The 26,093-nt window shown below is 66.7% G+C and carries 25 protein-coding genes; 19 read left to right on the forward strand and 6 right to left on the reverse strand.

The genetic code is table 11. The annotated features are described in order from the left end of the window. Positions 1-233 precede the first annotated feature (233 nt). The 5 genes from FFS62_RS17990 (at position 234) to FFS62_RS18010 (ending at position 3,929) form a co-directional block, all read left to right on the forward strand. Positions 234-1,625 (forward strand): PhoH family protein, encoded by a 1,392-nt coding sequence (locus FFS62_RS17990; RefSeq protein ID WP_137974218.1) that lies wholly within the window; start codon positions 234-236, stop codon positions 1,623-1,625. A 99-nt stretch (positions 1,626-1,724) separates the two neighbouring features. Then, the gene (gene moaC / locus FFS62_RS17995; RefSeq protein ID WP_137974219.1) at positions 1,725-2,216 is read left to right on the forward strand and encodes a cyclic pyranopterin monophosphate synthase MoaC; all 492 of its coding nucleotides are present in this window, start codon (positions 1,725-1,727) and stop codon (positions 2,214-2,216) included. Then, entirely contained in the window at positions 2,213-2,458 is a 246-nt protein-coding gene (locus FFS62_RS18000) for a MoaD/ThiS family protein (protein WP_137974220.1), read from the forward strand. Before moaC ends, FFS62_RS18000 begins: the two co-directional genes overlap by 4 nt. 1 nt (position 2,459) lies before the next feature. Next, complete coding sequence (moaE, locus tag FFS62_RS18005) at positions 2,460-2,915, forward strand: molybdopterin synthase catalytic subunit MoaE (protein ID WP_137974221.1); 456 nt, start codon at positions 2,460-2,462, stop codon at positions 2,913-2,915. A 237-nt stretch (positions 2,916-3,152) separates the two neighbouring features. Continuing rightward, positions 3,153-3,929, forward strand: a complete 777-nt coding sequence (locus tag FFS62_RS18010) for an ABC transporter substrate-binding protein (RefSeq protein WP_137974222.1) — start codon at positions 3,153-3,155, stop codon at positions 3,927-3,929. Between the two features lie 23 nt (positions 3,930-3,952). Here the strand turns inward: FFS62_RS18010 and FFS62_RS18015 are convergent, their stop codons facing one another. After that, on the reverse strand, positions 3,953-4,633 hold the full coding sequence (locus FFS62_RS18015; protein ID WP_137974223.1) for a helix-turn-helix transcriptional regulator: 681 nt from the start codon (positions 4,631-4,633) through the stop codon (positions 3,953-3,955). Between the two features lie 73 nt (positions 4,634-4,706). On the opposite strand from FFS62_RS18015, the gene FFS62_RS18020 reads away from it, so the two are divergent. The 4 genes from FFS62_RS18020 to FFS62_RS18035 all read left to right on the forward strand — a co-directional run bounded on the left by FFS62_RS18020 (position 4,707) and on the right by FFS62_RS18035 (position 7,675). Next, entirely contained in the window at positions 4,707-5,039 is a 333-nt protein-coding gene (locus tag FFS62_RS18020; RefSeq protein WP_137974224.1) for an NIPSNAP family protein, read from the forward strand. After that, on the forward strand, positions 5,036-5,383 hold the full coding sequence (locus tag FFS62_RS18025; RefSeq protein WP_137974225.1) for an antibiotic biosynthesis monooxygenase: 348 nt from the start codon (positions 5,036-5,038) through the stop codon (positions 5,381-5,383). The genes FFS62_RS18020 and FFS62_RS18025 overlap by 4 nt, the downstream gene beginning before the upstream one ends. Before the next feature lie 76 nt (positions 5,384-5,459). Further along, positions 5,460-6,794: a putrescine-ornithine antiporter gene (potE, locus tag FFS62_RS18030; RefSeq protein ID WP_137974226.1), complete on the forward strand. Its 1,335-nt coding sequence runs from the start codon at positions 5,460-5,462 to the stop codon at positions 6,792-6,794. Beyond that, on the forward strand, positions 6,791-7,675 hold the full coding sequence (locus FFS62_RS18035) for an amino acid ABC transporter substrate-binding protein (RefSeq protein ID WP_137974227.1): 885 nt from the start codon (positions 6,791-6,793) through the stop codon (positions 7,673-7,675). Before potE ends, FFS62_RS18035 begins: the two co-directional genes overlap by 4 nt. Positions 7,676-7,679: 4 nt before the next feature. On the opposite strand, the gene FFS62_RS18040 is transcribed toward FFS62_RS18035, so the two are convergent. The 5 genes from FFS62_RS18040 to FFS62_RS18060 all read right to left on the reverse strand — a co-directional run bounded on the left by FFS62_RS18040 (position 7,680) and on the right by FFS62_RS18060 (position 12,159). Beyond that, positions 7,680-8,309 carry a transcriptional regulator gene (locus FFS62_RS18040; protein WP_137974228.1) on the reverse strand — a complete coding sequence of 210 codons (630 nt, stop codon included), beginning with the start codon at positions 8,307-8,309 and terminating at the stop codon, positions 7,680-7,682. A 55-nt stretch (positions 8,310-8,364) separates the two neighbouring features. Next, on the reverse strand, positions 8,365-9,489 hold the full coding sequence (locus FFS62_RS18045; protein ID WP_137974487.1) for an FAD-binding oxidoreductase: 1,125 nt from the start codon (positions 9,487-9,489) through the stop codon (positions 8,365-8,367). Positions 9,490-9,494: 5 nt separating this feature from the next. Then, complete coding sequence (locus FFS62_RS18050) at positions 9,495-10,436, reverse strand: ornithine cyclodeaminase family protein (RefSeq protein WP_137974229.1); 942 nt, start codon at positions 10,434-10,436, stop codon at positions 9,495-9,497. Positions 10,437-10,543: 107 nt separating this feature from the next. Continuing rightward, complete coding sequence (locus FFS62_RS18055; protein ID WP_137974230.1) at positions 10,544-10,963, reverse strand: hypothetical protein; 420 nt, start codon at positions 10,961-10,963, stop codon at positions 10,544-10,546. Further along, positions 10,963-12,159 (reverse strand): CaiB/BaiF CoA-transferase family protein, encoded by a 1,197-nt coding sequence (locus FFS62_RS18060; protein ID WP_137974231.1) that lies wholly within the window; start codon positions 12,157-12,159, stop codon positions 10,963-10,965. The genes FFS62_RS18055 and FFS62_RS18060 overlap by 1 nt, the downstream gene beginning before the upstream one ends. 266 nt (positions 12,160-12,425) lie before the next feature. Here FFS62_RS18060 and FFS62_RS18065 point away from each other — a divergent pair, with 266 nt between their 5' ends. From FFS62_RS18065 to recJ, 10 genes are all read left to right on the forward strand, one after another. After that, the gene (locus FFS62_RS18065; RefSeq protein WP_137974232.1) at positions 12,426-13,043 is read left to right on the forward strand and encodes a YjfI family protein; all 618 of its coding nucleotides are present in this window, start codon (positions 12,426-12,428) and stop codon (positions 13,041-13,043) included. Between the two features lie 10 nt (positions 13,044-13,053). Beyond that, the gene (locus FFS62_RS18070) at positions 13,054-13,749 is read left to right on the forward strand and encodes a PspA/IM30 family protein (protein ID WP_137974233.1); all 696 of its coding nucleotides are present in this window, start codon (positions 13,054-13,056) and stop codon (positions 13,747-13,749) included. 56 nt (positions 13,750-13,805) lie between these two features. Next, entirely contained in the window at positions 13,806-14,444 is a 639-nt protein-coding gene (locus FFS62_RS18075; RefSeq protein WP_137974234.1) for an OB-fold-containig protein, read from the forward strand. A 39-nt stretch (positions 14,445-14,483) separates the two neighbouring features. Beyond that, on the forward strand, positions 14,484-16,535 hold the full coding sequence (locus tag FFS62_RS18080) for a flotillin family protein (protein WP_137974235.1): 2,052 nt from the start codon (positions 14,484-14,486) through the stop codon (positions 16,533-16,535). Positions 16,536-16,622: 87 nt separating this feature from the next. Continuing rightward, positions 16,623-16,862, forward strand: a complete 240-nt coding sequence (locus tag FFS62_RS18085) for a hypothetical protein (protein ID WP_137974236.1) — start codon at positions 16,623-16,625, stop codon at positions 16,860-16,862. 171 nt (positions 16,863-17,033) lie between these two features. Beyond that, positions 17,034-22,292 (forward strand): DNA repair ATPase, encoded by a 5,259-nt coding sequence (locus FFS62_RS18090; RefSeq protein WP_137974237.1) that lies wholly within the window; start codon positions 17,034-17,036, stop codon positions 22,290-22,292. 50 nt (positions 22,293-22,342) lie between these two features. Continuing rightward, a complete protein-coding gene (locus tag FFS62_RS18095; RefSeq protein WP_137974488.1) occupies positions 22,343-22,840 on the forward strand; it encodes a rhomboid family intramembrane serine protease in 498 nt (165 codons plus the stop codon). Positions 22,841-22,850: 10 nt separating this feature from the next. Continuing rightward, positions 22,851-23,540, forward strand: coding sequence for a phospholipase D-like domain-containing protein (locus FFS62_RS18100; protein WP_137974238.1), 690 nt, complete (start codon positions 22,851-22,853; stop codon positions 23,538-23,540). A 72-nt stretch (positions 23,541-23,612) separates the two neighbouring features. Next, positions 23,613-24,152 (forward strand): YaeQ family protein, encoded by a 540-nt coding sequence (locus FFS62_RS18105; RefSeq protein WP_137974239.1) that lies wholly within the window; start codon positions 23,613-23,615, stop codon positions 24,150-24,152. Between the two features lie 148 nt (positions 24,153-24,300). Continuing rightward, positions 24,301-26,016, forward strand: a complete 1,716-nt coding sequence (gene recJ / locus FFS62_RS18110) for a single-stranded-DNA-specific exonuclease RecJ (RefSeq protein WP_137974240.1) — start codon at positions 24,301-24,303, stop codon at positions 26,014-26,016. Positions 26,017-26,093 lie beyond the last annotated feature (77 nt).

Raw genomic sequence — 26,093 nt, forward strand, 5'->3', positions numbered from 1 at the left:
CCAAGCGTTATTCGTCGAGCTGTAAAAAAAGCCTCCGGCCGAAGAAAAAGTTCTTTTTTCTGTCATCCAGATTGGGGTATTAAAAAAGCAGACCGCCGAACCCTGCAGCACAGGTGGCGGCCCTCGGCCATCACCTTTGCTCGCGTATCCCGCTCCGTTCGGGAGGTGGGCGGTCCTCCGCGACGGAGCTGTAGAGGCTCTGTCGTCCAGGCCCCTCGATAAGGTGACCGAGTATGGATGATCACGGACGCACCCGCTCCACCCAGCCCACCCTCTACGTCCTCGACACCAACGTCCTGATCCACGATCCCAATGCGCTGCTGAATTTCCAGGAACACCACGTCGCCATCCCCATGACCGTGCTGGAGGAGCTGGACAAGCTCAAGACCGGCAAGCACACGGTCGCCGCCGAATGCCGTCAGGCCATCCGCCTGATCGACCAGGTGCTCGGTGATGCGATTCCCGAGGATGTCGAGAAGGGCGTCCCCATCCAGCGCGGCAAGAGCGGGCCGAAGGGCAGCCTGTCGATCCTCATGAGCAAGCGTGCCGAGCCCATCACCTGGCTGCCGGAAAACCTCAACGACAACAAGATCATCAACCAGCTGGTGGACCTGCGCAGCAGCAACCCGGGCATGCGCGTGGTGCTGGTGACCAAGGACATCAACATGCGCCTGAAGGCGCGTGCCTGTGGCATCTCCGCCGAGGACTACCACACCGACCAGCTGGTCGACGACGTGTCCCTGCTGTCGCGCGGTTACCACAACATGAGCGGCTCGTTCTGGGACCGCGTGAGCAAGGTCGAGACCCGCCAGGGCCATGGCCGTACTTGGCACCAGGTGCAGCTCACCGACAACCTGCCGGCCGTGCACATCAACGAGTTCATCATCGACGAGCAGGGCTTCGTCGGCTGGGTCAAGGGCATCGAGGGCAGCACCCTGACCATCCTCGATCTGCATCAGGAGCCGCTGCTGCACCAGGAGGCCTGGGGCCTCAAGCCGCGGGACATCTACCAGTCGCTGGCGCTGTTCGCCCTGCTCGATCCGGATATCCACCTGGTCAACCTGTCCGGCGCCGCCGGTTCGGGCAAGACCATCCTGGCGCTGGCCGCGGCCATCGAGCAGACCATGGTCAGCAAGCGCTACCGGCGCATCATCGCCACCCGCAGTGTGCAGGGCCTGGACGAGGACATAGGCTTCCTGCCCGGCACCGAGGCGGAGAAGATGGAGCCCTGGCTCGGCGCTATCACCGACAACCTGGAGGCCCTGCATTCGGACGACGAGAGCACCCACGGCAGCGTCGACTACATCCTGCAGAAGGTGCCGCTGCAGTTCAAATCGCTCAACTACATCCGCGGGCGCAGCTTCCAGCACAGCCTGATCCTGATCGACGAGTGCCAGAACCTCACCCCGCACCAGATGAAGACCATCATCACTCGCGCCGGTACGGGCTCCAAGGTGATCTGCCTGGGCAACCTGGCACAGATCGACACGCCTTACCTGTCCGCCACCAGCTCTGGCCTGACCTACCTCACCGAGCGCTTCAAGGACTTCGAGCACGGTGTGCACATCACCCTGCAAGGGGTGCCGCGCTCGGTGCTGGCCGAGTACGCCGAAGCCCACATGTAACCGACGCAGCTCCGCGCCTCTCCGACGGGAGGGCGCGGAGGCCGCGCGCTCCGCATGGTGGCGGCGTTACAATGGCCGCATCTATCCCGGAGCAAGATCGTGCTGACCCATCTCGATTCCCAAGGCCGCGCCAACATGGTGGACGTCACCGACAAGGCGGTGACCTCCCGTGAGGCCGTGGCCGAAGCCCGTGTGCGCATGCTGCCCGCGACCCTGGCGATGATCGCCGACGGCAGCCACCCCAAGGGCGACGTGTTCGCCGTGGCGCGCATCGCCGGCATCCAGGCGGCGAAGAAGACCCACGAGCTGATCCCGCTGTGCCACCCGTTGCTGCTGACCAGCGTCAAGGTCGAGCTGCAGGCCGAGGGCATCGACTGCGTGCGCATCCAGGCGCGCTGCAAGCTGGCTGGGCAGACCGGCGTGGAGATGGAGGCGCTGACCGCCGCCAGCATCGCCGCGCTGACCATCTATGACATGTGCAAGGCCGTGGACCGCGGCATCACGATCGAGGCCGTACGCCTGCTGGAGAAATCCGGCGGCAAGAGCGGCGACTACCGACTGGACTATCACGAGGCAGGGAGCCTGACATGATCCGCGTACAGTATTTCGCCCGCTACCGAGAGGTGTTGGGCATCGATGGCGAGCAGCTGCAGCGCGCCGCCCTGGGCAACCTGGAGCAGCTGCGTGAGCACCTGCTGAGCCGCGGTGGCGTGTGGCAGGTGCTGGCCGAGCAGAACCTGATGTGCGCGCGCAACCAGGAACTCTGCGGCCTGGACACCGAAATCGCCGACGGTGACGAGATCGCCTTCTTCCCCACCGTGACCGGCGGTTGAGATGAGCGTCCGGATACAGGTCGAGGCCTTCGATCCGGGCGTCGAGCTCAATGCGCTGCACGCCGCCAACCTGGGCATCGGCGCGGTGGCCACCTTCGTCGGCTATGTGCGCGACTACAACGACGGCCAGGACGTGCACGGCATGTTCCTCGAGCACTACCCGGGCATGACCGAGAAGGCTCTGGCCGGCATCGTCAGCGAGGCCGAGCAGCGCTGGCCGCTGCTGCGGGTGGAAGTGCTGCACCGGGTCGGCCGGTTGCAGCCGGGCGAGCCCATCGTCTTCGTCGGTACCGCCAGCGCCCATCGCCAGGCGGCGTTCGACGCCTGCAGCTTCATCATGGATTACCTGAAGACCCGCGCGCCGTTCTGGAAGAAGGAAGACACCCCGGACGGCGCGCGCTGGGTGGAAGGACGCTGCAGCGACCAGCAGGCGGCGCGGCGCTGGTCGAAACCCTGAAGCAGATGAATACCGCCGCCTTTCAACAGGATCGGCGGCAGGCGAACGGCTGTTGACGGTGTGTACATTAAAGTCCAGTATAGATTTATAAGTACAAAATAGCGGTTCGCCGATCATGTCCCAGTACCAGCTATGTCTTGCTTCTCGCTCGCTCCGGTTCGCGCCGGCGGCCCCTTCTTCTGCCCAGTCATTTGCCAACCTGCCCGCCTCGCGGTGGGCGCACCCGGGAGTCACACCATGAAGAAACTCGCATTGCTGGGCGGCCTCGCCCTGAGCCTGATGGCCTCCAGCCTGTTCGCCGCCGACAAGCCCCTGCGCCTGGGCATCGAGGCTGCCTATCCGCCCTTCGCCTTCAAGCAGGCCGATGGCTCGATTGCCGGATTCGACGTGGACATCGGCGTCGCGCTCTGTGCCGAGATGAAGGTCGAATGTCAGTGGGTGGAGCAGGAGTTCGACGGCCTGATCCCGTCGCTCAAGGTGAAGAAGGTCGACGCCGTGCTGTCGTCCATGACCATCACCGACGAGCGCCGCAAGTCGGTGGACTTCACCGGCAAGTACTACTACAGCCCGGCGCGCCTGACGATGAAGGAAGGCAGCGTGGTTAGTGATGATTTCAGCAGCCTCAGCGGCAAGCGCATCGCCGTGCAGCGCGCGACCACCACCGACCGCTTCGCCTCCGAGGTGCTGGCGCCCAAGGGCGTGGAAGTGGTGCGCTACAGCTCGCAGAACGAGATCTACCTGGATCTGGTCTCCGGCCGTGTCGACGGCACCCTGGCCGATGCCATCCCGGTCGACGAGGGCTTCCTCAAGACTCCGCAGGGCAAGGGCTTCGCCTTCGTCGGTCCGGCCTTCACCGACCCGGCCTATTTCGGCGAGGGTGCCGGTATTGCCGTGCGCAAGGGCGACAAGGCCCTGTTGGACAAGCTGAACGCGGCCATCGCCGGCATCCGTGCCAGCGGCGAATACCAGAAGATCCAGGCCAAGTACTTCAGCTTCGATATCTACGGCGACTGAGATGGGTGCAGGGCTGACGCCGCTCAGCTCTGCAGCAGGCGTTCCAGCTCGCGTTCGCCGCGAGGGCTGAACGCGACCACCCGCGAGGTCGGATCGCGTTTGGCCCAGCCCAGCTGCAGCAGGCGTTGCAGCAATTGTGCGCCCAAGGCGCCGCCGAGGTGATGGCGGCGCTCGCTCCAGTCCAGGCAGGGGCGGCACAGGTGGCGCCGGCGTCCGGCGGCGGCCGCCACATCTATCTGCAGTTCGGCGAACCAGCGCTGGCCGGCCTCGGTTAGGCGCAGCTCCTCGCCGCTTTCCTCGATGCAGCCACGCTGCAGCAGCGTCTCGTAGGCCTTCACGCCCAGTTCCCCGGCCAGGTGGTCGTAGCACACCCGCGCCTTGCGCAGCGCCGGCTCGCGCGGGCTGGAGCGCACGCGCACGGCGCCGGCGCGGAAGGCCACGCCCATCAAGGCTTCGAGCAGGCGGGCGACGTCGGCATCGGCCAGGCGGAAGTAGCGGTGGCGACCCTGGGCCACGCCGGCGATCAGGCCGGCGTCGAGCAGCTTGGCCAGGTGTGCGCTCATGGTCGGCTTGCTGACGCCGGCCAGGTTGGCCAGCTCGGTGGCAGTGAGGGCGCGGTCGGCCATCAGTGCGGTGAGCACCTCGGCGCGGGCGTGGTCGCCGATCAGCGCGGCGATGCGGGCGATGTTGGGTCCGTCTTTCATGGTTCGATCCTAGTCGAACCATCGGGCGGCGACAAAGCGTTAGCTTGGCCCCATCAACCCAGGAGGACGCACCATGCCCATCACCTGTTTCATCCGCTACCAGATCGAACCGTTCCAGCGCGAGGCATTCCGCGAGTACGCGGAGAACTGGGGGCGCATCATCCCGCGCTGCGGCGGGCACCTGCTCGGCTACTTCCTGCCGCACGAAGGCAGCAACGACATCGCCTGGGGGCTGATCGCCTTTCCCAGCCTGGCCGCCTACGAGGCCTACCGCACCCGGCTGAAGAGCGATGCCGAGGGCCGCGCCAACTTTGCCCTTGCCCAGGACAAGCGCTTCATCCTGCGCGAGGAACGCAGTTTCCTCGAGGTGGTGGAGGGGACGCTGGGCGTGGAGCCGCGGTCGTGATCGCGGTGATCTTCGAGGTGCAGCCGGCCGCGGGCCGGCGCGACACCTACCTGGGGCTGGCCGCCGACCTGCGCGAGCAGTTGCAGGCCATCGACGGCTTCCTGTCCATCGAGCGCTTCGAGAGTCTCAGCCAGCCGGGCAAGTTGCTGTCGCTGTCGTTCTGGCGCGACGAGGCGGCCGTGGGCCAGTGGCGCAACACCGAGGAGCATCGCCAGGCGCAGGTGGCCGGTCGCGGCGGAGTGTTCGCCGACTACCGTCTGCGCGTGGCTGAGGTATTGCGCGACTACGGCCTGCACCCGCGCGAGCAGGCGCCGGTCGATTCGCGAGCGATGCACGGCGGGTGAATTTTGTCCGCCGCCACAGGCGCAGCCGCTGCGCTCCACCTAGTATGAGGAGGAGCTGATAGGGAAGGGGGCGGCTATGGCGGGGACAGACAAGAAAATGGGGCTGACGGGGCTGACCACCCTGGTGGCGGTGAACATGATGGGCTCGGGCATCATCATGCTGCCGTCGAGCATGGCCCAGCTGGGGGCGGTGTCGTTGCTGTCCTGGATCATCACCGCGATAGGCTCGATGGCCATCGCCTACTGCTTCGCCCAGTGCGGCATCTACTGCACGCGCCCCGGCGGCATGTCGGCCTACACCGAGGAGGCCCATGGCAAGTCGGCCTTCTTCCTCTGTTCCTACCTGTACTTCCTGTCGCTGGCCATCGGCAATGTGGCCATCGCCATCTCGGCGGTGGGTTACCTGACGCCTTTCTTCCCCTGGCTCGGCAGCGGTGCGATCCCGCTGTTCGTCGGCAGCGTCGGCCTGATCTGGCTGACCTCGCTGGCCAACTTCGGTGGCCCCAAGGTTACCGGGCAGATCGGCTCGGTGACGGTGTGGGGGGTGATCATCCCGGTGGCCGGGCTGTCGGTGATCGGCTGGTTCTGGTTCGACCCGGAGATCTTCCGTCAGGCCTGGAACCCCAACGGCATCGCCACCAGCGACGCCATCGCGCAGAGCATTCCGCTGACCCTGTGGGCCTTCCTCGGCATGGAGTCGGCGGCGCAGAACTCCGATGCGGTGGAGAATCCCCAGCGCAACGTACCGCTGGCCTGCCTGCTGGGTACCCTCGGCGCGGCGGTGGTCTATGTACTGTCCACCTCGGTGATCATGGGCATAGTGCCGAACGCCGAGCTGGCCAACTCCAGCGCGCCGTTCGCCTTCGTCTATGCGCAGATGTTCAACGGCTGGGTCGGCGACATCATCATGGCCCTGGCGGTGATGGCCTGCGTCGGCTCGCTGCTGGGCTGGCAGTTCACTCTGGCGCAGACCGCCAAGGTCACCGCCGAGCAGCGCATGTTCCCGCAGCTGTTCGCCCGCGTGACCCTGCTCGGCGCGCCGCTGCTCGGCCTGATCGCCAACGCGGTGCTGCAGACCGGCATGGCGATGTCGACCATCTCGCCGAACGCCTCGGAGCAGTTCGGCAAGCTGGTCAACCTGGCTGCGGTGACCAACATCATCCCCTACATCACCGCGCTCTCCGCGCTGCTGATCATCATGCAGAAGGCCGGCGTGGCGCGCGCCATCCAGTACCGCAACATGGTCGCCCTGGCGCTGGCCATGGCCTACAGCTTCTACGCGCTGTATGCCTCGGGCACCGAGGCGGTGTTCGGCGGCATGATCGTCACCGCGGTGGGTTACCTGCTGTTCGGCTACATCGCCGATCGCATGCTGGAACAGCGCATGGCGCTGAAGGAGGAGGCGCCATGAAGCGTGCGGCCTGGATGCTGATGGCGCTGCTGCTGGCGCAACCGCTGGCGGCGCAGACGCTGGAGCGAATCCGCAGCAGCAACAGCCTCACGCTCGGCTACCTGGCCGACCTGGCGCCGTTCTCCTCGCAGCAGGGCGAGGGGCCGGCGGGCTATGGCATCGAGCTCTGCCAGCGGGTGGCCGAACGGGTCAAGCGCGAGCTCGGCTTGGCCGAGCTGCAGGTGCAGTATCGGTTGCTGGCGCGTGACGCAGTGCTGCCGGCCCTGCAGGCGGGAGAAGTCGACCTGTTGTGCAGCGGCCTGGTGGAGACCCTGGCGCGGCGCGAGCTGCTGAACTTCTCGCTGCCGATCTATCCGGCCGGGCGCGGTGTGGTGGTGCGCAGCGACGCATCGCCCAGCCTGGTGGCGGCGCTCAACGGGCAGACCCAGCACAGCGGCCCGCAGTGGCGCGCCACCATCAATCGCGGTCTGATCCACGAGCGCTTCGCGGTCATTGGTGACAGCGTCACCGAGCACTGGGTACGCAGCAAGTTGCGCCTGTATGGCGTGCAGGCCAGCGTGGTACCGGTTGCCGGCTATGCCGAGGGGGTGGCGGTGGTGGCCGAGGGCAAGGCCGACGCCTTCTTCGCCGATCGCGTGGTACTGCAGAACCAGGTGGCGCTCAGTCGCGCGGCCGGTGAACTGCAGGTGCTCGATCGGCTGTTCGAGCTGGAGCCCCTGGCGCTGGTCATGGCGCGTGGCGACGATGACTTCCGCCTGCTGGTGGACCGCGAGTTGAGCCAGGTGTACCGCACCGGCGATATCGAACCGCTGTACCGCAAGTACTTCGGCGAGCCCAGCGCGCAGGTGCGGCTGCTGTTCCAGGCGTATTCGCGACCCTGAGGGATCAGGCCTCGCCCTTGATCTCCTTGAGGTGCTTGTACACCGTGGCGCGGCCCATGTTGAGCACATTGGCCACATAGTTGGCCGCGCTCTTGCCCTTGAACGCGCCTTCGGCGTGCAGGGCCTCGACCAGCTCGCGCTTGTGTTCGCGGCTGAGGCGGGCGAGACCGAGCTGGCGCTGCTGCAGCCAGCCATGCAGGAAGGTGTTGATGCGCTCCTGCCAGTCGTCGCGGAACAGCGCATCGGGCTGGGGGATCACCTTGCTGGCGGAGAGGAACAGGTCCAGCGCCTGCTTGGCCGTCTCGAACAGCGAGATATTCAGGTTCAGGCACAGCACGGCAACCGGCGTGCCCTGGCCGTCGCGCAGCACGGTGCTGACTGAGCGGATCTTCTGTCCGTCCCAGTTGAGCTTCTCGTAGGGACCGATATTGCATGCGTCGGTCTCGCCCTCGAGCAGGTCCTCCAGGGCCGCATCGTCGCCAACCGCGCGCTTGGACAGGTTGTTGGCGATATGGTCGATCTTCTGCGTGCGCAGGTCGTGCAGCACCACTTCGGCGTGGGGGAAGAACAGGGTGGCGATCGCATCGGCGATGGCGCGGAAATTGGCCAGGTCGGTGGCGGGTGTCGGCTTCATGCAGGGGCTCCGGGTCTGCGCCCCGCATGACGGGGCGCAGCGAGTGTGCCGCAACTCATTCCAGGCGGGAAGGCGAGAGCATCTGCGCGGTCAGGCCGAACTCGGCGAAGCGCGCCGGCAGCGGTAGGTGGCGGATCAGCGCGGCGCAGGCCTCGCCCATGGCCGCGCTGGTCTGGATGCCATAGCCGCCCTGGGCGGCGACCCAGAAGAAGCCCTCGGCGTGGGCGTCGTAGCCGCCGACCAGATCCCCATCGGCGACGAAGCTGCGCAGGCCGGCCCAGGTGTGCGCCGGGCGGCGCACGCTCATGCTGGTGTGCTCTTCGATCTGGTACAGGCCCATGGCGATGTCCAGCTCTTCCGGTTGCACGTCATGGGGTTCCACCGGATCGGCGTTGGCCGGCGAACCGAGCAGCTGGCCGGCGTCCGGCTTGAAGTAGAAGGCCTCGTGCAGGTCCACCAGGCAGGGCCAGGCGTGGCAGTCCATGCCCTCAGGCGCCGGGAAGGTGAAGGCGGCGCGACGCTTGGGCACCAGGCCGATGGGGGCGACCCCGGCCAGCTGTGCGATCTGGTCGCACCAGCCACCGGCGGCGTTGATCAGCACGCGGCAGCTGTACAGCTGCTGGCCGCAGCGTACCTGCCAGCCGTCCTCGACCTTGCCGATGCTGCTGACTTCGCGGTTGCAGTGGATTTCCCCGCCCTGCTGGCGGATGCCACGCAGGAAGCCCTGATGCAGGGCATCGGTGTCGATATCGGCGGCGCTGGGGTCGAGCATGGCGCCATGCACCTTGTCGCGGCGCAGTACCGGGACCAGGGCGCAGGCCTCGTCGGCGCTGAGCAGGCGCATGTCCGCCACGCTGGCCTTGCCGCTGTCGAACTGGCGCTGCAGTTCCTCGGCGTCGCCGCTGAAGTCCACTACCATCTCGCCGCGCGGGCTGAGCAGCGGGTGCTCGCTGAAGCCGGCCGGCGGTGCGTCGAAAAAGGCGCGGCTGGCGGCGGTCAGGGCGCGCACCTGCGGTGTGCCATAGGCCAGGGTGTAGAGCGCGGCGGAGCGCCCGGTGGAGTGGTAGCCGGGCTGGCTCTCGCGCTCCAGCAGCACGGTCTTGCCGTGCGCGGCGAGGAAGTAGCCGGTGCTGGCGCCGGCGATACCGGCACCGATGATCAGGTAGTCGGCGTGGATGATCGTGCTCATTGGCCTTGCTCCAGCAGGCGATGCAGCGCATGGGCCAGGGCCATGTCTTCCAGGCCCAGGCCGATCGAGCGGAAGAACACTGGGCGGTCGTAGGCCGGTTTGGGTGCGCGGGCGCTGACCAGCTCGGCCAGGTCGCCGCGGATCAGGCCGCGGTTCCAGCCGCCTTCCGCGGCCAGCACCATCTCGCCGGCCGAGCCGGGCGTGGTGGCGCGGTAATCGCAGTACACGTCCATGCCGACCAGGCTGGCCGGCGGCACCTCGTGGGCGCGTGGTGCATTGGTGCTGATCGAGGTGACCAGTACGTTGCGGCCGAGGCTCAGCGGGTCGAACACCGGGCCGGCGGAGGAGGTGCACAGCAGGATCACGTCGGCATCGGCCAACGCTTCCTCCTGGTTGGCACACAGCTGCAGGCGCGGGTCCAGCGCGCGCAGCTCGGCGTGTTTGCCCGCGCTCTCGGCAGCCAGGCCCGGGGAGTACAGGCGGATGCTCTGCCATTCGCGCAGGTTCTTCACGTAGTGCAGGTGGGCGCGGGCCACCGGGCCGCTGCCGATGATCGCCAGGCGCGTGGCGTGCTGCGGGGCAAGCTCCTCCACGGCCACCGCGGTGGTGGCGGCGGTGCGTGCGGTGGTCAGGCTGTGGGCGTCGCACAGCAGCAGCGGCTGGCCGCTGTGCATCGACATCAGCAGGGTCCAGGCGGTGACGGTGGCGCCCTGCGGGCCGGGAATGTAGGGCGAGGTCTTGACCCCGTAGACGCCTTCGTCGGCCAGCACGCCGAGGTAGTTGATGAAGTCGCCGCCGCCGGGGAATTCCACCAGCTGCTGCGCCGGCTGCACCGCGCGGCCCTCGGCCAGGCTGGCGAACATGGCGCGCATGGCCTGGTGCACGTCGATGCGGGCGAGCAGGCGTTCGGCTTCGGTCTGGTCGATCACGCGGGTCATGCGAGTGTCTCCGTAAATACTTGTTTGTCCATGTTGGACTTTAAAGTATTTGTCGGCAAGCGGCCGTCCGCCGAATGGCGCTTCGCTGAAAGCCGCTGTCGCCTGGGTCAATCCTCGCGGCGCTGGAGCAGGGCGACCAGCAGGGTGCCAGGCAACAGTGCCAGGGCGATCAGGTGCAGCTGTGCCACGACCAGCTCCGCCAGGATTTCGCTGATGCTCCAAGTATTGCCGAAGGCCTGGGCGAACAGGCCGGCGGCCAGCATGCAGGCCAGCAGTGCGCCACCGATGAAGGCGCCGACGCGCAGCGCCCCGCGGCGCAGCCAGGCGCTCGCCAGCAGCACGAGCAATGCGCCGGGTGCGGTGGTGAGCAGCAGTTCGAGCACGATCGAGTCGCCGCCGTCGATCAGTTGCGGCCACTCCAGGGTCAGGCGCTGCTGGCGCAGGCTGCCGGTGAGCAGGGCGATGAACAGTGCGGCGCTCGGCGCGACGGCCAGGCTCGCCAGCAGCGCGGTGGCGAGGCGGCGCATCAGATCGCGCCGCCATCCTTCAGTGCGGCGATCTGCTCGGCGCTGTAGCCGAGGCGGCTCAGCACCGCCTGGTTGTGCTCGCCCAGCTGCGGACCGGTCCATTCCACGCCGCCGGGGGTTTCCGACAGCTTGGGCACGATGCCGGGCATCTTGAATGGTTTGCCATCGGGCAGCTTGGCCGAGAGGAACATCTCGCGGGCGAGGAACTGCGGGTCCTTGAACATGTCCTCGGCGGAGTAGATGCGGCTGGCCGGCACCTCGGCGCGCACCAGGACCGCCTCCACTTCGCTCAGCGGCAGGCTGGCGGCCCAGCGGTCGATCACCCCGTAGAGTTCGTCGCGCCGCGCATCGCGGCCGGCGTTGTCGGCCAGCGTTGGGTCGTCGGCCAGGTCACTACGGTCGATGGCGCGCATAAAGCGCTGGAAGATCGCATCGCCGTTGGCGCCGATCTGGATATGTTTGCCATCGCCGCAGGTGTGAATGGAGGAGGGGGTGATGCCGGGCATGATGTTGCCGGTGCGCTCGCGGATGAAGCCGAACACATCGAACTCCGGCACCATGCTTTCCATCATGGCGAATATCGCCTCGTACAGCGCCACGTCCACCACCTGGCCCTGGCCGCCATTCACCTCGCGGTGCCGCAGCGCCATCAGCGCGCCGATCACGCCCCACAGCGCGGCGATGGAGTCGCCGATGCTGATGCCGGTGCGCACTGGCGGCCGATCCTCGAAGCCGGTGATGTAGCGCAGCCCGCCCATGGACTCGCCGACCGCGCCGAAGCCTGGCTGGTCCTGCATCGGCCCGCTCTGGCCGAAGCCGGACAGGCGCACCATCACCAGCTTCGGATTCAGCCCATGCAGCACGTCCCAACCCAGGCCGAGCTTCTCCAGCACGCCGGGGCGGAAGTTCTCGATCAGGATGTCCGCTTCGCTCAGCAGTTTCTTCAGCACCTCGCGGCCGCCCTCATGCTTGAGATTGAGGGTGATCGACTGCTTGTTGCGTGCCTGCACGAACCACCACAGCGAGGTGCCTTCGTACAGCTTGCGCCACTTGCGTAGCGGATCGCCGCCATCCGGCGACTCGACCTTGATCACCTCGGCACCGAACTCGGCGCAGATGCGCGAGGCGAAGGGGCCGGCGATCAGGGTGCCGAGCTCGACCACTTTCAGGCCGGCGAGGGGTTTGCTGGGGATCATCGTGATTCCTGTGTGGATGCGACCTGGTTGGTGCGCCTTGGGCTTTCGTCGGTGGAGTATCTGCGGTTAAATCGCCGGGCGAAAGGATGCGCGCTCCCTCTCTGGCCTGGAAGGCTTTCCCTCCCGTTACCCATACCCGCAAACCCTTTCCCGTGGCGGCCCTTCCGGTCTGCTCTCGGCGTGCTCGTGTGTCCGTCATACGTGCGCTTGAAAATATTACATGTGAGTAGTTGATTCATTACATGTGAGTGCCTAATCTCTCGCCCATGGAAAGCAAATCATCAGCCCATTACCAGCGTCTCTTTCGTCAGCGCCTGCGCGAGCAGGGCTTGATCAAGAAAGAGGTGTGGATACTGCCCGAGCATGCGCAAGCGCTCGCGGCATTCGAGCGGAAACTGCGCCAGCCCCAGGTGGGGCAGGCCTCTATGGAGAAGGAGGGAGGTGCCATGCCTCAGGTTTGGACTGCACAAGGTTTGTTCGATGCGCTGTCCGCAACGGAGCTGTTCAAGGACGGGCGGGCGGCCATCGAGCTGATCCAGGGCGCCGACGCCAGCCTGCACGTGACCATGGGTGAATACGGCGACCTGCCGCTGTTCGTCGCTGTTTTCGGCGAGCAGATCATCGTCGAGGCGCTGCTCTGGCCGGCGGCCGATGTGCGCGATGAGGTCGCGTTCAACGAAGAGGTGCTGCGCAGCCGCAAGCTCTTCCCGCTGTCGTCCATCGGCCTGGAAATCCTGCCGGACGGGCAGGCCTGCTACACCATGTTCGGTGCCCTGAGCGCGTCCTCAGTGCTCTCCAACGTGGTACAGGAAATCGAGATGCTGGCGGACAACGTGATCAAGGCCACCGAAGCCTATGAGGGCTTCCTCAAGGCCGGTGCCTAAGGAGATTGCCATGAACGTGTGGAGCAAACTGTTGACCGCCCTGCGTGGCGGCGCCAACGAAGTGGGTGAGGCCATGGTGGACAGCCAGGCCCTGCGTATTCTCGACCAGGAAATCCGCGACGCCGACCTGGAGCTGCGCAAGTCCAAGGAGGCGCTGGCCGAGATCATGGCCAAGCAGAAACTGGCCGCCGATCGCGCCGAGAAGAGCGCGGCCAAGGTCGCCGAGTACGAGCAGTACGCGTTGAAGGCCCTGGAGGCCGGCAACGAGTCGCTGGCCCAGGAAGTGGCGGTGAAGATCGCCAACCTGGAAGTCGAGCTGAACAGCGAGCGCGAGCAGGCCGAGAGCTATGCCGCCAGCGTCGCTCAGCTGCGCAAGGCGGTGACCCAGGCCGAGGCCAACATCAAGCGTCTCAAGCAGCAGGTGGATACCGTCAAGGCCACCGAGAGCGTGCAGAAGGCGCAGATGGCCGTGGCCCAGCGTTATGGTGGCTCCCAGGCCAAGCTGCATACGGCCGTCGAGTCGCTGGAGCGGATCAAGCAACAGCAGGCCGAGCGCGCGGCGAAGATGGAGGCGACGGCCGAGCTGGCCGAGGCGGCCAGCGTCGACGACTCGCTGGAAGCCAAGCTGCGTGCTGCCGGCATCAAGGCCGACAATGCCAGCGCGGATAGCGTACTGGCGCGCCTGAAGGACAAGGCCAAGTCCTGACCGTCGTGCGTTGCGGCGGAGCTCGCTCCGCCGCCTGATTCAGGGATAGGAACTCGATGGAAAATTTCCTGCACAGCACTTTTGCGTTCCCCACCGTCATCTTCAGCTTCCTGCTGTGCCTGGCGGTGCTCTACTGGTGCGTCGCCGCACTGGGCATCCTCGAAGTCGACGTACTCGATATCGAGGCCGACTCCACGCTGGAGTCGGTGCAGCCCGAGGGGCTCGCCGGCCTGCTGCTCAAGCTGGGCCTCAATGGCGTACCGGTGACGCTGGTGCTGACCCTGCTGTTCTTCTTCGCCTGGATCGCCAGCTACTTCGTCGAGCTGTTGCTGCTGCGCCACCTGCCGCTGGGCATCCTGCGCTACCCGCTGGGGCTGGTGCTGGTGTTCGCTGCGCTGATGCTGGCCGTGCCGGTAACGGCCGCCCTGTGCCGTCCGCTGCGCCCGTTGTTTCGCAAGCTGGAAGCCACCAGCAGCAAGTCGGTGCTGGGGCAGACCGCCGTGGTGCGCAGTGGCCGAGTCACCCTGAGCCATGGCGAGGCGGTACTGGAAGACGGTGGCGCGGGCCTGATCCTGCGCGTGCGTGCCGATGAGGCGCGTGGTTTCAAACGTGGCGACCGTGTCGTGTTGCTCGAGTACCTGGAAGGCGAACACGCCTACCGGGTCATTACCGAGGACGAGTTCAAGGGCTTCTGACCCTCGTACTCACCCCAGAATCAAAGGAGATTGATTGCAATGAGCCTCGAATTGGTGATGCCCTTCCTGATCGGCGTCGGTGTCGTATTCCTGCTGATCTTCGGCTTCTTCGTGCTGTTCAAGGCCTTCTATATCAAGGTCCCCCAGGGCACGGCGCTGATCGTCAACGACATGTCCTCCACGCCCAAGGTGCACTTCACCGGTGCCCTGGTGTACCCGGTGATCTACCTCAAGGAGTTCATGCGGATCTCGCTGATCACCCTGGAAGTGGATCGTCGCGGCAAGGACGGCCTGATCTGCAAGGACAACATGCGTGCCGACATCACCGTGGCCTTCTACCTGCGCGTCAACGAGACCCAGGAAGACGTGCTCAAGGTGGCCAAGGCCATCGGCGTGGACCGTGCCTCCGACCGCGCCGCGGTCAACGAGCTGTTCAACGCCAAGTTCTCCGAGGCGCTGAAGACCGTCGGCAAGCAGTTCGACTTCGTCCAGCTGTTCGAGAACCGCCAGGAATTCCGCGACCGCATCGTCGAGACCATCGGCAACGACCTCAACGGCTATGTGCTGGAAGACGTCGCCATCGACTACCTGGAGCAGACCGCCAAGAGCTCGCTGGACCCGAGCAACATCCTCGACGCCGCCGGTATCCGCAAGATCACCGAGCTGACCGCCGCGCAGAACGTCATCACCAACGACCTCGAGCGCAACGAGGAGCTGGCGATCAAGAAGAAGAACGTCGAGACCCGCGAGGCGACCCTGGCTCTGGAGCGCCAGCAGGCCGATGCCGAGGCGCGGCAGAAGCGCGAGGTCGAGACCATCCGTGCCCGTGAGGAAGCCGAGACCATCAAGGTCAAGGAAGAGGAACGCCTCAAGGCCGAGCAGGCGCGCATCCAGTCGCAGCAGGAAATCGACGTGCGCACCGAGAACCATCAGCGCGAAGTCGAAGTGGCCCAGCAGAACCGCCAGCGCGCCGTGGTCATCGAGGTGGAGAAAGTCACCCGTGCCAAGGACCTGGAAGTGGTGGCCCGCGAGCGCGAGGTCGAGCTGCAGCGCATCGAGGCCGAGAAGGCCCTGGAAGAGCAGCGCAAGAACATCGCCAACGTCATTCGCGAGCGCGTCGCGGTCGAGAAGACCGTGGCCCAGGAAGAAGAGCGCATCAAGGAAGTGCGCGAGGTGTCCGAGGCCGAGCGTGCCAAGCAGGTCATCGTGCTGCAGGCCCAGGCCCAGGCCGAACAGGAGCTGGTGCGCCAGGTCAAGCAGGCCGAGGCCGACGAGACCCGCTCCAAGCACAAGGCCGTGGAAATCAACAACCTGGCCCAGGCCGAGCTGGAAGCTGCGGCCAAGCAGGCCGAGGCCAAGAAGCGTATGGCCGAAGGTATCGAGGCCGAGCGCGCCGCGCCTGGCCTGGCCGATGCCCGCGTGCTGGAAGTGACTGCCGCGGCCAAGGAGAAGGACGGTCTGGCCGAGGCGCGCGTGCGTGCCGAACAGCTGATCGCCGAAGCCAAGGGCGAGCAGGAGAAGGGCCTGGCCGAGGCCCGCGTACTGGAAGCCCAGGCCGCAGCCAAGGAGAAGGATGGCCTGGCCGAAGCCAAGGTGCTGGAAGAGAAACTGGGCGCCCAGGCCCGCGGCGAGCAGCAGCTCGGTGCGGCCAAGGCCCAGGCGACCAAGGACCTGGGTACGTCGGAAGCCGAGGTGCTGCTGCAACGCCTGAACGCGGAAGCGGAAGGTCTGGGCAAGAAGTTCGGCGCCCTCGACGCCCTCAGCGACAGCGCGCGTCAGCACGAAGAGTTCCGCATGCAGCTGGAGAAGAGCTTCGAGGAGGCCATGGCCGCCATCGCCGCCAACAAGGAAATCGCCAAGGACCAGGCCGAGGTGCTCGCCACCGCGCTGGCCAAGGCGAAGATCGAGATCGTCGGCGGCGAGGGCGACTTCTTCAACTCCTTCGCTAAGTCGTTGTCGGTGGGCAAGGCCATCGAAGGCGTGGTGGGCAAGAGCCCGGTGGTGCAGGACGTACTGGCACGCCTGCTCAACGGCAAGCCGGCCGAGCGCAAGCCCGACCTGGAAGTCGTGGCGCCCGCCGCCGAGGCCTGATCGAGTAACCACCCAGGCGGGAGCGAGATCGGCTCGCTTCCGCCGCCATGGGCATGAGCCCAGCCCTATCGAACGAGGAGAGCTGCAATGTTGGAACCCAGGAATTATCTGGAAATGTCTTTCCGCTCGATCCAGTGCTTCGCCAACGATGGCCGCCTGGACGTGCATGAGCTCGGCGCCCTGTTGGACATCGCCGAGCGTGATGGCGCCATCGACGACAACGAGATCCGTGTGCTGAAGAAGATCATCGCCCAGATCAAACCGGAAGAAATCGACCAGGCCATGCGCGACAAGCTGGCCGAGGTCGCCAAGAAAATCGGCGCCTGAGCGGCGCCGGATCACGGGCGTGGTTCATGCCGTGCCAGGAAGGGCAAGAGCGGGTGGCTGAAGTTCAGTCGCTCGTTCTCACCCTGATTCGCTCAACAGATTTCTGCTCAGCCCGTTAGCTTCACTCCCCGCACCATTGCCCGCAGACAGCGCAGATCCAGGAAGGCCACGATGTCGGACGCACCAGCCGCAACCCAAACCCAGGACGTACTGGACAAGGCCGTCGCCGAAGGCGGCGCCTACGAGGTGCTGCACAAGCGCCTGCTGGACCAGGGGCAACGCCTGCGGCAGATCACCGAGAACCTCAACGGCCAGCGCCTGGAGGAGTTCGGCAGCAGCCAGATGGAAGTGGTCGGGCGCGTGCGCATCCGCACCGAGAACAACTGCATCGCCCGCGACATCGTCCAGGTCGGCGACTGCCTGCTGTTCGGCTACAACGTGTTCCTCGGCCTGAAGAAGGAGACCGGCGTCGCCGACGTCTTCTCCCTCTACCGCCTGGTGGGCGAGGGCGATGCCTACGAGGCCGAGCCGGTGCCGCTGGAAGGGACCTTCCTGGCTACGCCCGGCTTCGTCAACGACTTCAACGAGCTGTACAGCTACTACAAGAACACTCGCCTGCTGCAGCTGGCCATCCGCGACGGCAAGTTGCTGGCGAGCTTCCAGATCGGCGAGCGGATCAGCGATATCCGCGTGTTCCGCTGGTCGATCTCCGCGGACGGCAAGGACGTGCGCTACATCGACAACCGCGGCGAGCGCGATATCGCGCTGCCGGCGCCGTTCGATTTCGAGTGGAGCAAGGCCACCCGCGAGATGGTGGTGGAAGGCCGCCATCCGCATCTGAACATTCTCGACACCCTGTTCGTCGAAACCATCGGTGGCGACCTCACCATCAAGGTCGAGAACAACACCGAGGACGGTCTGGGCATCTACCGCGAGGAGGTGCTGGACAAGACCCAGTCGCTGGACGACGCCCAGGTCGAATTCGCCCGCCTCGGCAGCCTGGTGCTGCTCAAGGTGCTGCCGTACCGCGAGGAGCAGTGGCGCTACCTGGTGTACAACGGCCTCACCGGCAAGGTGGAGCGCATCGACGCCATCGGCCAGGCCTGCGTGCAGCTGCCGGAAGACCACGGCATCATCTTCCCCGGCGGCTACTACCTGCAGAACGGCGAGTACAAGACCTTCGAACAGTCGATGGCCGGTATGCGCTTCAAGCGCGCCGTACGCTCGCCCAACGGCGAGGACGTGCAGTACATCTTCTACCACCCCGAGCAGGGGCGGGCCGTGCTGCTGACCTACAACATGATCAACCGCCAGCTGCAGAACCCGCTGTTCGGCCACGGCTATGCGCGCCTGGAAGACGGGCGCACGGTGATCTTCGCCGCCGAAGGCGAGGAGCCGACCCGCATCCACCCGATGCAGATCTGGCAGACGCCGTTCTGCAGCGACGAGTTCGCTGCCCGCCAGCCGGCGCGTAGCGGTTTCCTCGGCAAGATCGGCAACGCCGAGCTGGTGCGCGGCGTCTCCGACCTCTATGACCTGTGCCGCGAGATCGACACCCCGGCAGTGTCTGTGCAGCGCTACAGCCGGCTGTGCCAGAACACCCGCCGCCTGTTCGACGCCTACCACTGGTTGAGCGGCGAGCAACTGGCCGGCCTGGCGCCGCTGCTGCGCGAGATCGCCGCCACCTCCGAACTGGTGCTGGACGAGTACGAGAAGGTCGAGAGCATCCGCAAGCAGTCGGCCCAGGCCATGGCCGATGCCGAGAGCCGCCACAAGGCGCTGCTCGACGGCCTGCTGCCGGACAGCTGGGACCAGGCGCAGAGCTTCGTCGACGGCCTCAACGGCATCACCGCCCAGCGCGGCCTGCTGCTGACCATCCGCGAATACCGCTATATCGATCTGCTGCGCCTGGATGCCATGGAGACCGAGCTGCTGGCCGCCCAGGAGCGTGTCTCGGCGGCCACCGCCACTTTCCTCGCCGGCGATGCCGCGCTGCAGCCCTTCGTCGTGCGCCTGCAGGGCCTCGACGAGCAGGCGCAGAAGGCCGCGACCGTGGCGCAGCTGGCCGAGCCGCTCGCGGCGCTGCAGACCATGGCCGCCGACCTGGACATGCTGTCCGGCCTGATGGCGTCGTTGAAGATCGACGACGCCACCCAGCGCACCCGCATCGTCGAATCCATCTCCGAGATCTACGCCCGCCTCAACCAGGCCAAGGCCCGTGCCGAACAGCGGCGCAAGGGCCTGGGCTCGAGCGAGACGGTGGCGCAGTTCGGTGCCCAGTTCAAACTGTTCAGCCAGGGCATCACCAACGCCCTCGGCCAGGCCCAGGATCCGGAGCGCTGCGACGAGCAGCTGGCCCGCCTGCTGGTGCAGCTGGAGGAGCTGGAGAGCCAGTTCGGCGACCACGAGCAGTTCATCGGCGACATCCTGGCCAAGCGCGAGGAGCTGCTGGAGACCTTCGAGGCGCACAAGCAGGCGCTGCTCGACGAGCGCCAGCGCAAGGCGCAGAGCGTGCTGGATGCGGCCAAACGCATCCTCGACAGCCTGGCCCGACGCACCGCCAAGTTCACCCAGGCCGAGGAGCTCAATGCCTTCTTCGCCGCCGACCCGCTGATCCTCAAGCTGCGCGAAATGACCGGCCGCCTGCGCGAGCTGAAGGACAGCGTCAAGGCCGACGATATCGAGGCGCGCCTCAAGGGCGCCCGCGACCAGGCCGTGCGTGCGCTGCGCGACAAGAGCGAGCTGTTCGAGGAAGGCGGCAACGTCATCAAGCTCGGCCCGCGCCACCGCTTCAGCGTCAACACCCAGGAGCTGGATCTGACCCTGCTACCGCGCGGCGACCAGCTGTACCTGCACCTGACCGGCACCGACTTCCTCGAGCCGCTGGCCAACGCCGAGCTGGAAGCGCTCAAGCCGTTCTGGCAGGTGGCGCTGGAATCCGAATCCGAACAGCTGTACCGCGCCGAATACCTGGCCGGCGAGGTGCTGGCGGCGGCCGACGAGGGCCGTGAAGGCCTCGGCCTGGAACGCCTGAAGTCGTTGCTGGCACAGCCGGACGAGTTGGCTCGGTTGATCCGCGACTTCGCCGCGCCGCGTTACAAGGAAGGCTACGAGAAGGGCATCCACGACCACGACGCCGCCGCCATCCTTGCCCAGCTGCTGCCGCTGCGCGACAGCGCTGGGCTGCTGCGTTACGGCGCCGAGGCGCGCGCACTGGCCTGCCTGTTCTGGAGCCTGCAGCGTGATAACGACAGCGCTGCTCAGTGGCCGGAGCGAGCCCGTACCAGCCGTCATATCCAGCAGCTGTTCGGCCGCCGCGAGGGCCTGCAACAACTGCAGGGCGAGGTCGCCGAAGCGCTGCAGGCTTTCCTTGCCGAGCAGCCCCTGGGCTTGGCCGCCACGGTGGTGGGCGAGGCTGCCGAATACCTGGTGCAGGAACTGGCTGCCGAGCGCATCGAGTTCGTCTTCAGCAAGTACGCCAAGCAGCTGCAGGAAGGCCTCAAGCTACGCCTGCAGGGCGCGCGCATGTGGGACGACTACCAGCGCGCCCTGGCCAATCTCGACGGCCGCCCGGCGGCGCAATGGGCGCTGGCCGACAACTGGCTGCGCGGCCTCTGCGCCCAGGACGAGTTCGCCCCGCTGGCCGGCTATGTCGCCGAGGCGGTGGCCCTGTCGCTGCTGAGCGAAGGCTTCCCCGGTCGCGTCACCGAGGTGGACCTGCGCTTCACCGTAACGGGCCTGATGGGCGAGCACTCGCGCATCCAGGAACGCCAGCTGGTGCTGGCGGTGGACGACCTGTTCGCCCGCCTGCGCACCCATCGTGAATCCTTCCTGCCCGGCCTGCAGCGCTACCAGGCCCTGCGCCAGGAGGTGATCGGTCGCGAGCGCGCGGCGCTGCGCCTGGCCGAGTTCAAGGCCAAGCCGCTCAGCTCCTTCGTGCGCAACAAGCTGATCAACGACGTGTACCTGGGCTTTATCGGCGACAACCTGGCCAAGCAGATGGGCACCGCCGGCGAGAACAAGCGCACCGACCTGATGGGCCTGCTGATGCTCATTTCGCCGCCCGGCTACGGCAAGACCACGCTCATGGAGTACGTCGCCCATCGCCTCGGCCTGATCTTCATGAAGATCAACGGTCCGGCCCTCGGCCACGAAGTGCGCTCCATCGACCCGGCCCAGGCGCCGGACGCCACTTCGCGCCAGGAGCTGGAGAAACTCAACCTGGCGCTGGAGATGGGCAACAACGTGATGCTGTATGTCGACGACATCCAGCACACCCACCCGGAATTCCTGCAGAAGTTCATCTCGCTGTGCGACGGCACCCGGCGCATCGAGGGCGTGTGGAAGGGCCAGACCAAGACCTACGACATGCGCGGCAAGAAGTTCTGCGTGATCATGTCCGGCAACCCGTACACCGAGTCCGGCGAGGTCTTCAAGATCCCCGACATGCTGGCCAACCGCGCCGATATCTATAACCTCGGCGACACCCTGGGCGGCATGCAGGAGGCCTTCTCCCTCAGCTACATCGAGAACGGCCTGACCTCCAACCCGGTGCTGGCGCCGCTGGCCACCCGCGACATGGCCGACGTCTACCGTTTCGTCGCCAAGGCCGAGGGCGAGCCATTCTCCGCCAACGAGCTTTCTCACGGCTACAGCGGCGCGGAGATCAACGAGATCGTCAGCACCCTGCAGCGCCTGATGCAGGTGCGCGACGTGGTGCTGCGGGTCAACCAGCAGTACATCGCCAGCGCCGCCCAGGCCGACCAGTACCGCAGCGAGCCGCCGTTCAAGCTGCAGGGCAGCTACCGCAACATGAACAAGATGACCGAGAAGATCAGCGCGGTGATGAACGACGCCGAGCTGCTGCAGCTGATCGCCGACCACTACCAGGGCGAGTCGCAACTGCTCACCACCGGTGCCGAGGAAAACCTGCTCAAGCTGGCCGAGCTGCGCGGCAATATGACCGAAGAGCAGCGTGCCCGCTGGGAGCAGATCAAGCGCGACTTCCTGCGCAACAAGGCCATGGGCGGCAGCGACAGCGACGTCGGCGCCCGCGTGGTGGCCCAGCTCAACGACTTGGTGGAAGGCATCCGCGCCCTCGGCGGCAATCTGCAGCGCGAGCCGCAGAAGCAGCAGGACATTCCCTGGAACGAGCTGCTGGCCGGCCTGGAGCGCCTCGGCACCCTGCAGCCGCAGGTCGAGGTGGAAGTGGTGGCGCCGCCGCAGCCGGGCATGCAGACCCTGCTGGAGAGCGTGGCCGGCACCCTGCAGAACAGCTTCCTGCCGCTGATGAACGCGATGGACAAGAAGATCGAGATCGACCTGCGCACCCACAATCGCATGGGCGACATGGCCCAGCGCCTGCGTGAGCTGGGCCAGTTCCTCGGTGCGCCGCAAGCGCCCGCCGAAGCGGGGCCGGAACAGAAGTGACGGCCTGGCTGGCACCGCGCCTGCGGCTGCTCGCCGGCATCGCCGCGCTGATGCTGGCGCTGCAGGTCGGCAACAGCCTCAGTGGCAATGCCCTCACCGTATGGGGCGTGCTGCCGCGCCGTGTCGACAGCCTGCCCGGCATCCTCATCGCGCCCTGGCTGCACGCCGGCTGGTGGCACCTGCTCAACAACCTGCCGGGGTTGCTGTTGCTGGGCTGGCTGGCGCTGCTCGGTTCGCTGCGCCAGTTTCTCGCCGCCAGCGCCTTCATCATCGCCGGCAGCGGCCTGCTGGTCTGGCTGTTCGCCCGGCCGGGCATGCACCTGGGCGCCAGCGGCTGGGTGTTCGGCCTGTGGGGCCTGCTGCTGGCCCGCGCCTGGTTCGAGCGCAGCCTGGCCAGCCTGCTGATCGCCCTGCTGGTGCTGTTCTACTACGGCGGCTGGTGGCTCGGGCTGTTGCCGAGCCAGGGCGTCTCCTTCGAATACCACCTGTTCGGGGCCCTGTGCGGCGTGTTGTTCGCCGCATTGAGTCGGCGCCGACGTTCGACCTGAGGATGCGGAAATGGACTTTGCCCGTCTCGACCAGCAACTGCGCGACAGCCTGGTCGATCTCAAGCTGAGCAACGAGGAACGCGACGAGCTGCGCCAGCTGGGCAGCGACCTGGGCCCGGACCAGGTGCGTTACCTGCGCAACCGCGCCTTCGACCTGGTGCGTGACCTGGCGCTGACCGACACGGCCAATCTGCTGCCGGCGCTGAAATGGCTGGAACAGGTGATCAAGACCCTCGACGCTGCCAGTGCGCCGCCGCGTCCGGCCTTGGCCAGCGCCCACTTCAGCCCCGGCGAGGACTGCCTGCGCAAGATCCGCGAGCTGTGCCGCCGGTCGCGCAGCAGCGTGGATATCTGCGTCTACACCATCTCCGACGATCGCCTCAGCGAGGAGATCGTCGCCTGCCACCGCCGCGGTGTGGCGGTGCGGGTGATCAGCGACAACGACAAGCAGTTCGACGAGGGCAGCGACATCCAGCACCTGCTCGCCCAGGGCGTGCCGCTGCGCATCGACGACAGTCCCTTCCACATGCACCACAAGTTCGCCCTGTTCGATGGTCGCGTGCTGCTCAACGGCAGCTTCAACTGGACCCGCAGTGCCAGCACCAGCAACGAGGAGAACCTGCTGGTGATCGACCATCCGCAGCTGCTGGCGGCCTATGCGGCGGAGTTCGAACAGCTCTGGGCACGCTTCGCCCGCTGAGCGGCCGGGTTCGTGGCGAGGCGGCCTTTCGGGTAGACTTGCCGCCTTTCCCGCCAGCCAAGAAGTCCGCCCATGGCCCTGCAAGCCACGCCCTACAAAGTCGAACTCAACCTCACCGACATCGACCGCAACGTCTACGAGAACCTGCGCTTCACCGTGGCCAAGCATCCCTCGGAGACCGAGGAGCGGCTGTGCGTGCGGCTGATCGCCTATGCGCTGTGGTACCACGAGCAGCTGGCCTTCGGTCGCGGCCTGTCGGACGTCGACGAGCCGGCGCTGTGGGAGAAGAGCCTGGACGACCGCGTGCTGCACTGGATCGAGGTCGGCCAGCCAGACGCCGAGCGCATCACCTGGTGCTCGCGTCGCACCGAGCGTTTCAGCCTGGTCGCCTATGGCAGCTTGCGCGTATGGCAGAACAAGGTGCTCGACGGCGTGCGCAGCCTGAAAAACATCAATGTGGTCAGCGTGGACCAGGAAGCCCTGGAGAACCTGGCCCGCGACCTGCCGCGTTCGGTGAGCTGGAGCGTGATGATCAGCGACGGCCTGCTCTATGTCACCGACGAGCGCGGCCAGCACGAGATCCCGCTGGAGTGGCTGCACGGCGAGCGTTGAGCCTCGCTTCCCCTCTCCTCCGGGAGAGGGGCCAGGGGTGAGGGGCTGATCGCCTGCGCGGAGTTTCCCTCACCCCAACCCTCTCCCAAAGGGAGAGGGAGCCTTCCGCGTCGCTACTGGACGCCTAGCAAAACAATCGGAATACCCCATGCGCATCGACCTTCGCCCCTTGCCCGCCACGCTGCCCGATCTGGGCGAGCTGCCGCCGCTGCTGACCCGCCTGTACGCCTCCCGTGGCGTGCAGTCCGCCGCCGAGCTCGACAAGGGCCTGGCGCGGCTGATTCCGTACCAACAGCTGAAGGGCATGGACGGCGCGGTGGAGCTGCTGGTGCGGGCGTTGGAGCAACGCCAGCGCATCCTGATCGTCGGCGACTTCGATGCCGACGGCGCCACCGCCAGCTCGGTCGGCGTGCTCGGCCTGCGCATGCTCGGCGCGGCGCATGTCGACTACCTGGTGCCGAACCGCTTCGAGTACGGCTACGGCCTGACCCCGGAAATCGTCGCAGTGGCCCTGCAGCGCCAGCCCGACCTGCTGCTGACGGTGGACAACGGCATCTCCAGCGTCGAGGGCGTGGCCGCGGCCAAGGCTGCCGGCCTCAAGGTGCTGGTCACCGACCACCACCTGCCGGGACCGGAGCTGCCGGCGGCCGATGCCATCGTCAATCCCAACCAGCCGGGCTGCGAGTTCCCGAGCAAGTCCCTGGCCGGGGTCGGGGTGATGTTCTACGTGCTGCTGGCCCTGCGCGCCAGGCTGCGGGAGATCGGCTGGTTTGCCAGTAGCGGTGTAGCCGAACCGAATCTGGGCGAGCTGCTCGATCTGGTGGCCCTGGGCAGTGTGGCCGACGTGGTGCCGCTGGACGCCAACAACCGCATCCTGGTGCATCAGGGCCTGGCGCGCATCCGCGCCGGCCGGGCGCGGCCGGGCCTGCGGGCGATCCTCGAAGTGGCCGGGCGGCAGCACGGGCGCATCAGCTCCACCGACCTCGGCTTCATCCTCGGCCCGCGCCTGAATGCCGCGGGGCGCCTGGACGACATGAGCCTGGGCATCGAATGTCTGCTGTGCGACGACGAGGCGCTGGTGCGCGACATGGCCCAGCAGCTCGACGACCTTAACAAGGACCGCAAGGCCATCGAGCAGGGCATGCAGCGCGAGGCGCTGGCCCAGCTCAAGGACATGAGCGTCGAGGACATGCCGTTCGGCCTGTGCCTGTTCGAGGCGGACTGGCACCAGGGCGTGATCGGCATCCTCGCCTCGCGCCTGAAGGAGCGTTACCACCGCCCGGCCATCGCCTTCGCCGATGCCGGTGACGGCCTGCTCAAGGGCTCGGCGCGCTCGGTGCCGGGGCTGCATATCCGCGATGCGCTGGATGCCGTGGCCGCACGCCATCCGGGGCTGATCAGCAAGTTCGGCGGGCATGCCATGGCCGCCGGCCTGTCGCTGCCGCAGGAGAATTACGGTGCCTTCGCCGCCGCCTTCGACGCCGAGGTGCGCCGCCAACTGAGCGAGGACGATCTCACCGGGCGCCTGCTGTCCGACGGCCAGCTGGGCGTCGAGGAGTTCCACCTGGAGCTGGCCAAGGCCCTGCGCCACGCCGGGCCCTGGGGCCAGCACTTCCCCGAGCCGCTGTTCCACGGCGTGTTCCAGATCGTCAATCAGCGGGTGGTGGGCGAGAAGCACCTCAAGCTGGTGCTGAAGACCGAATGCGGCGGCCAGACCCTGGACGGCATCGCCTTCAACGTCGACCGCGACACCTGGCCCAACCCCAACGTGCGCTGGGTGGAGCTGGCATACAAGCTGGACGTCAACGAGTACCAGGGCCGCGAAAGCGTGCAATTGCTGGTAGCGCATCTGGCTCCGCGTTGAGCTGACCGGATGAGTGGCGTTGACGCTGCCGGGGTGGGCTTCTAAAGGTTAATGCGCCGCTACGACGCGGCGCTGGA

This window comes from Pseudomonas sp. F(2018) (assembly GCF_005508865.1).
Taxonomy (GTDB): domain Bacteria; phylum Pseudomonadota; class Gammaproteobacteria; order Pseudomonadales; family Pseudomonadaceae; genus Aquipseudomonas.